Consider the following 14428-nt stretch of genomic DNA (forward strand, 5'->3'; position numbering starts at 1 on the left):
TTTTTGTGCTTTTATAAAAAAAGAAAACAAAAATTATGTCTTTTTGTTTCCATTTCTTTTGCTTAAAAAAAACCAAGCTATGCTTGGCTATTGTTTTTAAGGGATTAGTTAAACTTGATATCTACTAAGATAGGAGCATGGTCACTAACATCACGGATTAATTCTAGATCAGTTGGATTTGGTTTATCGTTTTTATATCTTTTATAATTCTGAACACTTTCCTGTCTATTTCATAAACTATGCCCGCTTGCATCTTCTTTAAAAGCACTAATAATATCTATTTTGTATGGGTAGTTTTGTCCATAATAAACATTTTTTGTTCCAGTGTCAATAATCGCTCATTTGTCATAAGGCTCAGAATAAGCTTTAACTTTGTTTGAAAGAGATGTTTTGTAATATTCAAGATTAGTTTCAAAATCAACATAACCTAGAGCATATTTTTCACTTTCAATTGCCGAATTGTTTTTTGCCTTAATGTTTGTGTCACCACCGAAAATAATGTCGCAGTTGTATTGTGTCTTGAGTTCAACCAGAATTTGTGCTAAGGCCTTAGCTTCTTTTATTTCTTGGTTACCTTGTCCAGAATATTCATTTGATTTTGTCTCGCCGTTTTTCGTATTAACATCAGGAGCATCAAAATGACCAAAAATTGAAACAAACTTGTAATCTGATTTTGTTACAGATTCAAATTGCACATAGTAAAGTGGTCTTGCATAAATTTCTTTACCTTTAAATCCTGAATTAAGAACCTTAACTTTATCTTTACGATATAAAACAGCAATCTGTTCTCTAGAATTTTCGAATTCTTTGCGATATGAAGCTACATTGAGTGGACTGATAACATATTGTCAAGTTTCTTCTTGATTGTTTTGGTTAAGAAGTTTCACCAAGTTTTTAACACTTGTTTCCTGTCCTCAGTTAATCTCTTCCAATCCAATAACGTCAGCCTGCGAACTCAAAATAGTAGTTGCTATGTTAATCATTTTGTTTGAGTTATAGGCAGTGTTAGAACCACCGAAATTTAGAACATTTCAGCTCATAAGACGCAAGTCAGAAGTTTTTTCTAAGCTCACTGATGTATTTAAAACTACTTTTTCTTTTTGATTTGCAAAGTAGTATCCCACTCCCCCACCACCAGCTGCTAGCACGATTAAAGCTGTTAGTAGTGAAACTAAAGTTTTTGGTTTTTTTGATTTAGTATTTCTAGATTTAGAATTTTGTTTTTTAGCCATTATTTACTCCAAGTTTAGTAATAAAACAATTTTAATGAAAAAGCTTTATTTTTGAGTGTTTTTTTGATTAGAAAATATTGTCCTATTTTAAAGTATTTTTTGTGATAAAATATTAATGCAATTTTTAATTGCCTCTAGCAAGTGGGAGATTTCTATGTAAATCATTTGCACCACATATTTCGAAAGGAAACATACAATGGCTAAGGAATTAGTTAGAATTGCTAAATTGCAATTCAATGCTGGTCAAGCTAAACCGGGTCCTGCTTTAGCTGGATTAGGAATTGTTATGCCTGAATTCACAAAACAATTCAACGACGCTACAAGAGACCGTGGAAGTGAACCAGTTCCAGTTAAAATTTGAGTTTACAAAGACAAATCATTTGACTTTAAAACATATACATCACCTGCATCATACAAATTAAAAGAAGCTGCAAAAATCAAATCTGGTTCTTCAAATTCAAGAACTACAAAAGTTGCAACTATTTCAGTTGACCAACTAAAAGCTATCGCAGAATACAAACTTCCTGACCTAAATACAGATTGCCTAAAATCAGCAATGAGAACAATTACTGGTACTGCTAAAAACATGGGTATTGTTGTTGAAGGATACGATGAAAGTGAAGGATGCAACTAATGAAAAAAGTTTCTAAGAATCTAGCTAAAGCACGTGCATTAGTAGATAAAAATGCTGTTTATTCACTAGAAGAAGCTATTGAATTAGCTAAAAAATCTTCATATGCAAAATTTGATGCTTCAATCGATTTAGCAATCAAATTAAACATTGATACTCGTAAAGCAGATCAACAACTACGTGGAGCAGTTGTGTTACCACATGGAACAGGAAAAGTTGTAAGAGTTTTAGTTGCTACAGATGATGCAACAGCTCAACAACAAGCTAAAGAAGCGGGAGCAGATTTTGTTTATTCAGGAGCAGAATTAGCTGAAGTTTTAAATCAAGACAAATATGACTTTGACATCATTGTTGCCGACCCTAAAATGATGGTTGTTTTAGGAAAATACGGGAAAAAACTTGGACCTAAAGGTCTAATGCCTAACCCTAAAACAGGAACAGTTACTGTAACACCAGGAAAAGCTGTTGAAGAAATCAAAAAAGGGAAAGCAAACTACCGTGCTGAAAAAGGTGGAATTATCCACTCACTTATCGGTAAAAAATCAATGTCTACAGAACACCTTGTAGAAAACGCTCAAACTTTAATCCAAACAATCAAAAGATTAAAACCAGCTGCAGTTAAAGGGACATACATGCTAAACCTAACAGTTTCAGCAACAATGGGACCAGCAGTTAAAATTAAAATTGATTAATATAAGCTAGCGAGAATATCAGTCTGCGGACTGGTATTTTTTTATAATTTGTAACTAGCAACAACAAAAAACAAAAAAAACAAGACCTTCGCCTTGTTTAAAAATCAAAATTTAACAACTTATTCTTTGTCTGTGCCGACTTCATCAATTCCAGAGGGAGACACTAATACGTGTGAGCTGTTTGGTATCTCAACATCTGGTAAAAACTTTTCAAATTTACCAACATTTTCGATGTTTTTAAATACAGTAGAACTTTTACCCACTGCTTTTGTAAGTGTATCTACTGATCTTTGACCCCATTTTTTTGCGTCTTCGATGTCAGTTAGAAGTGCTGTAACACTCTTTTTCAAAGTTTTAGCTTGCTTTACGAGTTCTAACGAGTTGTATGAGTAAGCAGCAACTTCGTTAATTGTTTTAATTGTATTAATGATAGCAACTAAAGTTGTTGGTCCACAAACCACAATATTATTTTCTCTTGCTAAACTTACTAAAATGTTATTTGTGGTAAATCAAGCATATAATCCTTCAGAAGGCAAGAACATAATAGCGAAATCTATAGATGTTTCAATTTGATCAACATATCTTTTAATGTCTTTAATATTGTTTTTGATTGCACTTGTTAAATTTTTACTTGCAGTTTCAACCTTGCTTTTATTCCCTTCTTCCAAAGCACTTGTTAAATCTTTTCATTTTTGTAGCGGGAACTTAGCATCCAAAAACAAGTTTCTTGATTCACCGTTCACATCAAAAACTTTGATTGAAAAATCAGGCTTGTAAGTTTTTTCTTCATTTGTTTTTGAATCACTAACAACAAATTGTTTTTGTATTTCTACTAAAGAATCAGTTTTTCCAAATGACTCTTCAATTAAATCTTGAGCAAATTTTTCACCAAATGCCCCAAACGATTTTACATTGCTAAATATTTTTTCTACGTTTTTAACAGAATCTTGCACTGTTTCAAATTTGGTTAAGTTTTTAGAAAGCTCGCTCATTGTGTTTGTTACATTTGCAAAATGTTCCTTCAATTTAGCAGTCATTTCGTTTTCAAAACGTTTTTTGAAAGCATCTTCAATTTCAGTAAGTTTTGTGTCGATTTTTACGTCTAAACCTTCAAATTTAATGTTTAATGCTTCACTGAAGTCCAATACAAACTTATTTGTGATATTTGTATTGTTGTTAACACCTTCTTTTAAAATCTTATCTAATGCATCATGATTTGCTTGTGCTTTTGTTTCTCACGACTCAACAGCGCTTGAAAACTTTTTGTCGTAATTATTAATAAAGTTTTCAATTTTTGGATTTAATTCTTCTTTGAAATTCTTTATTTCTTTTTCAATGTTTTCTACATTGTTTTTAAAGTCAGCTTTAAGAGTGACAAGATCGTTTTCAAGTAATTTGAAATCACTTCTAAATTCTTGTAACAATTTATTTGTTTCATCATTTAATTTATTCGTTTTTTCAATTATTTCCCTTGTTTCCTTATTTGAATCTTTTCATTTTTTTAATTTTATAAACGCATATATTGCTGCCCCAATTGCCATCAATAAAATAATGATGACAAAAGTTAAAATCAATAATTCTACAGCCATTATTTAATTACCTCTTTTTTCATGTATGGTACCAATACTTTAGGAACTGTTATGCTTCCATCTTCATTTTGGTAGTTTTCTAATATTGCAGCAACTACTCTGTCGATTGCTAATCCACTTCCATTAATTGTGTTGGCATATTGAATTTTGCCTTCCAGGTCACGATATCTCATCATTGCTCTACGAGCTTGAAAATCAAAGAAAACAGATATTGATGATGTTTCGCGATATCTTTGTTCACTAGGAATTCAAAGTTCTAAGTCAGTAGTTTTAGCACTACTGAACCCAATGTCTCCTGTACTTAAACTTAATTCACGATAAGGAATTTCTAAAAGCTCCAAAATTCTTTTTGCATCTTCAACTGTTTCAAAAAAGTCTTGCATTACATTTTCATTGTTCGAAAGTTTTACCAGTTCAACCTTGTGAAATTCATGTTGGCGAATTAAACCACGAGTATCTTTTCCGCCACTCCCCGCTTCAGAACGAAAACACTTAGTGTATGCTACAAATTTTTTGGTTTTGCTTAAATCTAAAATTTCACTATTGTAATAGTTTGTAACTGGAACTTCTGCTGTTGGAATAAGTCATAAATCCTCATTTTCCAATTTGTATAGGTCTTCTTTGAATTTAGGTAATTGTCCGGTTCCAAAAAGCATTTTTGAGTTAACCAAGTGTGCTGGCATAATTTCTTCATACCCATTCGCAATGTGTGTGTCAAGCATGAACGATGCTAGTGCACGAACTAATTTTGCCCCATCTTTTTTGTATGTGACAAATCTTGATTCCGCCAGTTTGACTGCTCTTTCAAAATCAACAATATCTAAATCTTTAGCAATTTCGTAGTGAGGTTTTATACCTTTAACCAAACCTCTTCCTAAGCTCGCATGTTCATTGATAACTACGTTGTCATTTTCATCAGCCCCAACAGGAACACTTTCGTGTGGGACATTAGGAATTTGACTTGCTAAGTTTAGTACATCTTGGTTCAATTTTTCTAGTTCAACGTTGTGTTTTTCAATTTCTTCTTTAATTTCATTTACTTTTTGAATCAACTCAGAAGCATCTTGTTTATTTCTTTTTTTGATACCTATTTCTTCACTCAAATTATTGCGTTGAGACTGAAGATTTTCAACAACATGTGTTGCTGCATTTCTTTGTTTTGTCAAAGTTATCAAATTATCAACAACTTCAACATTGAAACCTCTCTTTTTCAGTCCCTCTTTTGCTATATTTTCATTATTTAATAATCATTTTAAATCTAACATTTTTTACCGCCTTAAATAATTATTTAAATTATACAACAGCACAAAAAAATGACAACTGCTAGTTTTTTCAATAATTTTTTGACATTTTCGCAAACAAAAAAAGCAATTTTTCAGTCTTTCTTTGAGTAAAAATGTTTTTTTTTTTTATCTAAGCCCTCTAACAAATTTTATAAATTTGTAGTATAATTTTAAAAATATTTTTATTTTCAAAATGTTTTAACAATAGATTTTCAAACATTTATTTTCCAAGGAGTAAATATGAACTCAACAGATAACATGCAAGCTGTCGAACAAAAACCAGCTAAAGCAAAAAAAGAAAAAAAAGCGATGACCAAAGGACAAAAAATTTGACTAGCAATCGCTATCATACTAACACTACTTTTACTTTTAATTTTGTGCGTAGAAATAGCATATCTAGCAGATTTTATTCGTTTCAATAACACAGATGCAAATGGTTTACTTTTAACTAAGGCACAAAGAGTTAATGGAATTTTTGGATTCTTCAAAAATAACTAGAAATCATAAATACTAAAACACAAAGGAGATTTATGGCTAAAAGAAATAACAAAAAATTAAATGCTTCAATTTTTCTTGGAACAACTCTAGCAGCGGCTGCAGGACTTGCAACTGCCTTAGCTCTTGTTCATGAGTTAGATTCAAAAAATGAAAACTTCGTAAAAGATAAAAATATTTATCAAGCATTACAACAACAAGTAGTTGACACAAAAAAACAATTAGCAGATAACAAAAATCTAGATGCAAATAATGTTGACAACATTAATGATCTTGTAAAAAGAGCTGAAGAATTAATTAAGCAAAAGAATTCTGATATAAACACAATGTATCAGTTGAAAAATGAATTAGTTGATAAAGTTGCAAAAGCTCAATTTGAGTCAGTGGTAAAAGACACTAATGCCACAACAGACCAAGTTGATGCTGCTCTAAATAACCTAAGTAACTTAATCAAAGATAAAGAGCTAAAAGTACTTGTTAAACCACTTTACGAAAAAGTTAAGGCTGATAGTGACTCATTTGATTTCACTAAATTTTATTCAAACTTTGATGGAATGGTGAATAGTAGTAACAAGTCAACTTGAGATCTTGAAAAAGAATTTTATCACCTAATTGAAAACAACATTTATGACAATTCATTCTTAAAAAATTCAACTGACAAAGCAAATGTTTTTTCAGCTATCGACACAATTAGAACAAACTTAAATGCCAAAAACTTAACTAAAGATTATTTACAAACCTTAAATAGCATTTTTGCTAATGTTTTAAATACAGCAGCAACTAACATTGATGAATCAATGCAGTCTTTAAGCACAGCAAATCTAGAAGGTATCAACACAAAATTAAACTCTCTAATTGACGAAATTAATGCTTCACAACTACAAAAAGATTCAAAAGATAAATTTATCAAAGAAGTTTCCGATTTCAAAGAAGCAATCCTAAATTCTTACGCTTTAGTTCCAGCAAACAATTTAAGTGCTCAAAGCGATGTTAGTGATTTTATTAATACGGAATTTTCAAAAATTAGTGCCAACTTCTTAACAGATGAAGAACTAAAAAAATCAGCTCAAACCTTACAAAACAGCTATCAAGAAAACAAAGATAACTACGGAATTTTTAGCTCACAAGTTGAAAAATTAATTACTTCAGTTGACACAAGTTCTGTGAATGTGGAAACATATATCAAGATGCTAGACAATAGCTTCTTGATTTCAACTGCTAACCGTTACAGTCAAAAATTAAAACAATTACTTACAAATGCAAAAGACAATCACTCAATTAGTAGTGATGATTTTGATAAATACATTAACAATGAATTACTAACTCAAAATGTTGAAAATCTAGGTGAATTCGTTAAAAAATTATCAGATTTATACAATTCATTAGCCACATCAATTTCTTATAATGAACAATTAATTAATCAATTAGAAGTACTTGAAAAACAAGTAAAAGTTTCTTATCAAAATTTAAAATATACAAAATTGGATTCAGAAAATCAAACTAGAATTCAAAACCTTAAAGATAAGTTATCTAAATACCTTGCACAAAGCCACACAATTAGTGAAAATGAAAAGGCATTAGCTGAACTAACCGAAGAAGAAAGACAAATTAACAAAGAAGAACTTAAAGGTTGAGTCACAACCTTAAGTAAATTAAAAGATTCAATTGTTGATGAAACTGAAAAACAAAACGTTCAAAACTGACTTGATAAATGACAACTAAATGATGTCTTTTTAGTTGCTACCCTGTACGATGGTTCAACTCGGCAAGAATTACAACAAGATATTGCTTGAGCTCAGGACGTTTATATTTACCAAAGAGTAAAAATTAAAAAAGACGATGTTCAAAGTTATGCTGATGTAACAAAAGAAAAAGTTGTGGATGTTTTTGGTGAAAAATGAAGCAAAGGAAAAGAAATCTTACTTACTCAAATTAGCACTTTAAGAAACGATGCTGATCGTGTAGACTCAGATAAAACTTTAAGTGTTGAGCAAAAAGAGGAACAATTACAAAAAATCTACCAAGAAATTAAAGCTATCAATGATAATGCTGAGAATTTCCACAAACTTGACACTATTTACCCAGTAGCACAAAACACAATTTCAAATCTACCTGAAAGTTTAAAGATTGAACTAGGTGAAGAAATTAAAAACATTGAAAAATTGCTAAGCAGAGCAAAAGAAGATTTTGACAATCCACAAAATTCAGATCCTGTTGATACATACGAAAGATTGCAAAGAGCAATCGAAGATTTCAACGAAAAGAAAAAACAATTTGATGTTAATAGTATTTACAAACCTACTCTACAAGCAATTAAAGATGCTTTTGTGCCAACTCGTTACTCAAGTGAACCAACTGCAATCGAAAAAACTTTCTTAGATAAATTGGAAGCTTTAAAGACAGCTTATTTAGCAACTGAAGATACTGATGAACGTGAAAAAATTAAAAACCAAATGTTGACAATGCAAAAATCTGCCCCGCAAGCAGCAAATTTAGAACTTGCTTTGCAAGCTTTGCAATCAACATACAATAACTCAGCTTCTTCTGTAAATAAAAATGGCGAAAACTATCCAGAGTTAAAACAAGCGTACAACAAAGCACAAGAGCTGTTGCAAACATACAGTAATGGTGCTGATTTCAATAAAGACAATATTAATGAGGCTAGCGAATACAACCAAATTCAAGCTCAAATTGATGAAGCAAATAAAAACTTACAAATTCAAGTTGCTTTGGCAGAATTGAAAAATGAAGCAGCAAATCTTGCAAAAAGTTTGTATACTGGAGACAACAAAAACTTAGAACCTTATGCTTCAGTAAATAATTCAATTCAAGCTCTTTTAGATCAAAAAGATCAACTTTTAGCCAACCCTGATGCTACTGTGGAACAAATTCAAGAGATGACTGAAAAACTAGCAAGACAACAAAAGCTTGCTAATAAACTTAACGATGCTTTAAGTTGTTTAGACGCAATCGATAAAGAAACTAATCCAGTTGCTTGACAAAAATTTGCTGACACCATCAATGAACCACTTGTTAATGATGGTGACAATGCGTTACAAATTCAAGAAAAAATTAATAATCTAAATGAAGAGCTTTCAAAATCAAATAGTTACATAGAAGCTGAAAACGCCATTAACCAACTAAAAAGTGTTTACAATGATGCGGAGAAAAATAAGGCTATCTATTCAGCTCCTGCAAATGAACTTGAACAAAAAATTAACAAGTTGAGTGAAAGCTTAAACAATGAACCAATTACAATTTCTGAATTAAAGAACTTAAAAGTTGAAGCAGTTAAAGAATTAAGAAAACGCAATAGCGAAAAAGATCAAATCACTAGTGATTTTGCCAAAGCTAAAAGTGATATTGAAGCTAAATATAACGATTTAGTAAACGACGCCAAGGCAAAAGATATTGTCAATGGTTCAGAAGCAGTAGTACCTAAACTAAATGCTTTATATGAGCAATATCAACAACTAAAAGATGCTGATAGTACCACCCAACAACAACTAGATGATATTTATAATCAAATGAATTATCAATATCAAAACGATTTATTTGATTTCCAAAAACAATTAGCTCAACAAAAACTTGATGAACTAAGCCAAAGCCCTTACTCAGAAAGTCCTTTAGCACAAGAAACAAAACAAAAATTACAAGAATATTTAAATTCTATTGACAATCATGTGCAAAGTCTTCAAGTAGGAGATGAAAAAGAAATCGCTAACGAAACTGAAAGATTAAAAAACTTAGTTTCTTTAGTTGATACTCAAAAGAAAGTCTTCGATAGAATTAAGGACCTAAAAGATAATCCACCTACCGATGTAACTATCACTCCTGATTATTTAGAACAATCGATTCGTGACAACACTCCTTCAGCTGCTGACAATACAACAACTGAGCAACTAAAAACTGAAAAACAAAATCTTGAAAACGCTTTAATTGACTCATTGTCATTAGAAGAAGCTAAAAGACAAGAAGCACAAAAGATCAATACTGCTAAAAAAGATTTCGATAACTCAATTAACTTAAGTGAAACTGATCAAGATTACAAGGATGCTATTGATGCCTTATTTGATCAACTTTCACAAGAAAATACAGATGCTAATACAACTGCGGACGTAAAAGTTGTTGACACAAAATTAAATGATCTTGTTGGACGTTTAGAAAAAACTCGTTCACTAGCTAAAGTAGTTAAGAAAGCAAGTGATTTAATCACCAACACTGGAACTCAAAATCTAAGTGAAGCTGAACAAGAAGCGGTTCAAAAGCTACAACAAAAAATAGCAGAAGCTAAGACAAAATATGGTTCAGATAGTGCAACAGAAGCAGATGTTTTTGAACTTTCAGAACAAATTAATGAACTATTAGATAAATTACGTAGTTCAACCAACTTGCGTCAAAAATATGCTTCAGTTAAAGAAAAATTAGCGACAATTACTTACCCACAAGGAAGTAATAATTTTGGTACACCAGATGCCAAAAAACAAGAAGTTCAAAACTACATTGACCAATTGTTAAAACAGTCAGAAGCATCTGACACAACAAATGAAGAAGTAACAAGAATAACCCTTGAAATGAACAAATTTAGCAATTTATTTGATAAACAAATCGAAAAAATTGCAGTGCAATCAAGTATTAAAGATGAAATCTTGTATCAAACAAACAAATTTGATATTGATACAACCAACATGGCTGATGCCATTTTAAGAAGTGTTCCTAAATATGCGCTATCAGGACAAAAATTACAGGAATCAAATATTAATGACTTGGCAAGTGATTTAGATGATATGTTTGTTTCTTTAAATGAGATTTATCAAACAAGAAAAGAAGTTGCAAACGTTATCATCAACACACCAAACGAAAACTTGATTGATAAAACCAAAGCAGCATTGAAACAGGAATCATCAGAAGACGTCGAAGCAAAATATCAAGACTTGCAAACTGCTATGGTAAATTACTTCACCAGTCAATTAGAAAAAACAAAATCAATCAACTTTGTAAATCCTGCTGTTGTCCCACAACAAAACAACTTTGACAATGTTATTAATAAATTGTTAGATGTTAAAAAATCTTCTAACAATGCTTTTGGTGTGCTAAGTTTATACAAAGATATTGCTGACAGCATTGCTAAAGCACAAGAAGAAATAACAAGTGTAGAGTCGAATGATGATATTAAAAACAATCCAAAAGTTGTTGAACAATTGAAAGTACTAAAAGGAGATGCTAGTGTAAATCCTGCTGTAAAAGGTCTAATCGAAAAAGGTAAAGAAACATATGCTAAAGATTTTGTCAATCTAAACCTAAGAACAAGAAACACTGAAATTTTAAATGCTATTGCAAAATTAAAAATTATCGCAGCGTATGCAACTGCATTAAATCAGCTAAATACCAATAATTCATTATCAGAAGAAGAAAAGACACCAATTAGAGACATTCTAGAAAACATTTTTACATTGTTAGCTAACGATAGCACTTTAGAAAATGAAGAAGGTTACAACTCTCTAAGACAAAAATACATTGAGAGTTCAGGACCTTATTCATATACAACAGCAATCAATGCTACAACCCAACTAAAAAATATTATTGCTGATGCTCAAAATTGATACAACCAAAAAGATGTAAATGCACAAACTCCAGCAATTCAAGGTTTATTTACAGAATTAGGAACTGCTATTGAAAAAGCAAAAGTAAACACAACCAAAACAATTGCTACTGCTAAGAGTGAAAACACTCAAAATATGACAACTGATCAAGTGATTGCTTTATTAAATTCAAACAAAGAAGAAAGCATTAATAAAATAAGTGATCCATTTGATGGATTAATTGCTAAATTAAAGAAAACAAAAGAATCAGAAGCACGTAATTTATATGATGAATCAAAATCACTATTCAGCTTTATGACACTTCAAGGAATAGAAACACTTGATAGCATTTCTAATGATCCATTCAGTTCAATGAATAATGTTCAAATTCAAGACACTGACAAATTTAATGCTATTTCTGAAAACTTTAATGAAGCAACTACAAAATATCAACAAAATCTTTCATGACTGTATGAAAGTTCATGATCTAGAATCTATTGAGAACACAAATGACTAAAACAATTCATTGACAGTATTAATAATGCAGGAACAGCAAATACTGCTCAAGATTGACAAAACTTGCAAAAATCACAAGTTCTAGAATCAATGAATATGACTGAACAAGATTTAAAAAGTTTCAACACATATCTAAACAGCTTTAGCTTTGATTTAGAACAAAAACCGGATGAAACTCACACAGCAAAAGGAACAGACTTATTTGCCAATTACCGTTCAAATATTATTAACAACTATGTGCCTGTTCAAAAAGCACTAGAATCACAAATCAAAAACTTATGATCTAAGTTTGTTATAACCACCCCGCCTTTATTAGCTCAATATAATGACTTTGCTAATGAAATTAAGTCACACTTGTCAGATGATTCAAACTCAACATACTTTACTCAAGTTCTAAAAAATATCGATAGATATTCAGAAATCGAAAATCTTATTACTGCTTTTGCAAATTCAGACACAAGTTCGTCAGAAACTGCATGGGCTAACTATCAAAACTCTCCATTTGCATTTTCGAAATACAAATTTACTTTTGATAAAGCAACTGTCAAAGAAGATCAAAGTGATGCAAGCAATAAAGTAAATGAATCAATGAATGGTTGAATTACAACAGTGGCTAATATTTGAAAAAGACATGAAAAATTCAACGACATGGTTTATGGAACTTCTTCAAACGAAGATGTGTCATTGAAGAATATTTTTGCTACCTATGTAGATGCCCGGGTTGATTTGATTCCATTTTTAAAAAATATTGTAGTAAGAAAAATCGGTGGTAAGGTATTTGGACCACAGTGAGATTGGGCAAGTAACGACGCATTTTTAATAGCAACAAACAGCTACAAAAGCGTTGCTAAAAGTACTTATGATTTTAAAAATTTACTTATAACCAAATGAAACAAAGATAGCATGAGTCTTGCTGACTCTATTTATAGCATTTACAAAGCATATAAATCCACTCACACCTTGTGAAAATGACTAGAAGAACCAACAAATCTTGATCTTTTTTATTCACCAGTTAAATACCAATATAATTCGGAAGACTCATATTGAGGAGGAATTGCTTTAGCAGACTCAAATACTCTTGCGGAAACATTTATACAAAAACTAAACGATATTCCCACATCTCAAAATACATTTATAAAAGATGGCAAGGTGTATGAGTACAAGGAAATTAATAATCAAACTGCATTTATTAATTTGTTCCGCTGATTCCCTGTTGTAAAAACACCAGTGAATTTTTTAGATGAACTTGAGACATATAACGTAAATAACGTAAAAGTCTGAATTTACAAAGAACAAAGTGAAGAAAATTTTGCCAAAGTCATCTTGCAGTCTGATACATCCACAAAGAAAGTAAGTTTTAACATAAGAATTTCATACACACCTGCTGACTACGAGCAAAACAGCGTATTTAAAGACGTTCCCCCATTCTGAATAGATCTTAAAACACAATTATTAACGTTTAAAACACTCGATGTTTCAACATTAACTAAAGAAAACTTTTCGAGTCCTGATGCTATGGAAAATGCATCGCTGTTCACAATGAATGAAGCAGGATGAAACAAATATACTGCAGTACCTAACTACTTAGCAGCTTACTTGAAATATTCTTACTATGATTTACTAAAGAGAAAAATTAAGTCATTCGCTTCATACTCAACATTGGGTTCTTCAGAAGGCAGAGATGATGTTAACAATAAGCAAAATGAAAACTTTGAAGTTAAGTTCAAATTCAAAGATGACTTTAGATTAAATATAGAAGGATATAAATACAAACAATATGTGCGTCCAAATGGAGATGCAATAATTTACTGAGCTCCAATGGAAACTAAATTTAAAGTTGAAGGAAGCATATATAAATACTCATATTACATCGATATTATGGTTCCAATGGTAGAAGAAAATCAAACTGTTTCAGAAACAGAAGTACCAAGAGTAGCAATTTACAACTTGCATACATTTGTTGGTGGAAGCATTGACACGTCATCAAATGAAAACTTCAGTTTCAAATTAGGATATTCGAAACAAAGTAGTGGTAATGGTTTAGAAGGAAATGAATGAAGAGCATTTTGACCTAAGCAAAGTTCTACTCGTTCTCAAAAAACAATTACATTGAGTGATGGGACACAAAAAACAATCAACACTAATATTGAAGCAAATTCGTTAACACTAGCGCTAAATGAAGGAAAAGAGAATGGCTTAATTAAATACATTCCAGAAATTTATGCTCGTCGAGCTGCAGAAACAATCACTGGACGTGCCGACCGTCTACGTTCTATTTGAGATAGTAGCTGAGATAAAGGTACCTGATGAGACGGGGCTATTTATTTAAATGGTGATTACTATCCAGGGGATCCGAAATTTGTTGAGGTCGTAGAAACAATAAACATAAAAATGAAATTACACTAATT

The 14428-nt window shown here is 31.1% G+C and carries 7 protein-coding genes; 4 read left to right on the forward strand and 3 right to left on the reverse strand.

Translation table 4 applies throughout. From position 1 onward, the window contains the following. Window positions 1–104 precede the first annotated feature (104 nt). On the reverse strand, window positions 105–1232 hold the full coding sequence (locus tag ACSH40_RS02935; protein ID WP_438341506.1) for an MnuA family membrane nuclease: 1128 nt from the start codon (window positions 1230–1232) through the stop codon (window positions 105–107). Between the two features lie 196 nt (window positions 1233–1428). Here ACSH40_RS02935 and rplK point away from each other — a divergent pair, with 196 nt between their 5' ends. Together rplK and rplA are read left to right on the forward strand one after the other, a co-directional pair. Next, the gene (gene rplK / locus ACSH40_RS02940) at window positions 1429–1866 is read left to right on the forward strand and encodes a 50S ribosomal protein L11 (protein WP_438341507.1); all 438 of its coding nucleotides are present in this window, start codon (window positions 1429–1431) and stop codon (window positions 1864–1866) included. Further along, on the forward strand, window positions 1866–2555 hold the full coding sequence (rplA, locus tag ACSH40_RS02945) for a 50S ribosomal protein L1 (RefSeq protein ID WP_438341508.1): 690 nt from the start codon (window positions 1866–1868) through the stop codon (window positions 2553–2555). The genes rplK and rplA overlap by 1 nt, the downstream gene beginning before the upstream one ends. Window positions 2556–2674: 119 nt before the next feature. On the opposite strand, the gene ACSH40_RS02950 is transcribed toward rplA, so the two are convergent. Further along, window positions 2675–4144 (reverse strand): DNA recombination protein RmuC, encoded by a 1470-nt coding sequence (locus ACSH40_RS02950; protein ID WP_438341509.1) that lies wholly within the window; start codon window positions 4142–4144, stop codon window positions 2675–2677. Continuing rightward, on the reverse strand, window positions 4144–5409 hold the full coding sequence (gene serS / locus ACSH40_RS02955; RefSeq protein ID WP_438341510.1) for a serine--tRNA ligase: 1266 nt from the start codon (window positions 5407–5409) through the stop codon (window positions 4144–4146). The genes ACSH40_RS02950 and serS overlap by 1 nt, the downstream gene beginning before the upstream one ends. Window positions 5410–5667: 258 nt before the next feature. Here serS and ACSH40_RS02960 point away from each other — a divergent pair, with 258 nt between their 5' ends. Both ACSH40_RS02960 and ACSH40_RS02965 read left to right on the forward strand, forming a co-directional pair. Beyond that, on the forward strand, window positions 5668–5925 hold the full coding sequence (locus tag ACSH40_RS02960; protein WP_438341511.1) for a hypothetical protein: 258 nt from the start codon (window positions 5668–5670) through the stop codon (window positions 5923–5925). A gap of 32 nt (window positions 5926–5957) precedes the next feature. After that, window positions 5958–14426 carry a hypothetical protein gene (locus ACSH40_RS02965; protein ID WP_438341512.1) on the forward strand — a complete coding sequence of 2823 codons (8469 nt, stop codon included), beginning with the start codon at window positions 5958–5960 and terminating at the stop codon, window positions 14424–14426. Window positions 14427–14428: the final 2 nt, after the last annotated feature.

Source organism: Mycoplasma sp. 3341, from assembly GCF_051549855.1.
In the GTDB taxonomy this organism is placed as follows: Bacteria; Bacillota_I; Bacilli_A; order Mycoplasmatales; family Metamycoplasmataceae; genus Metamycoplasma.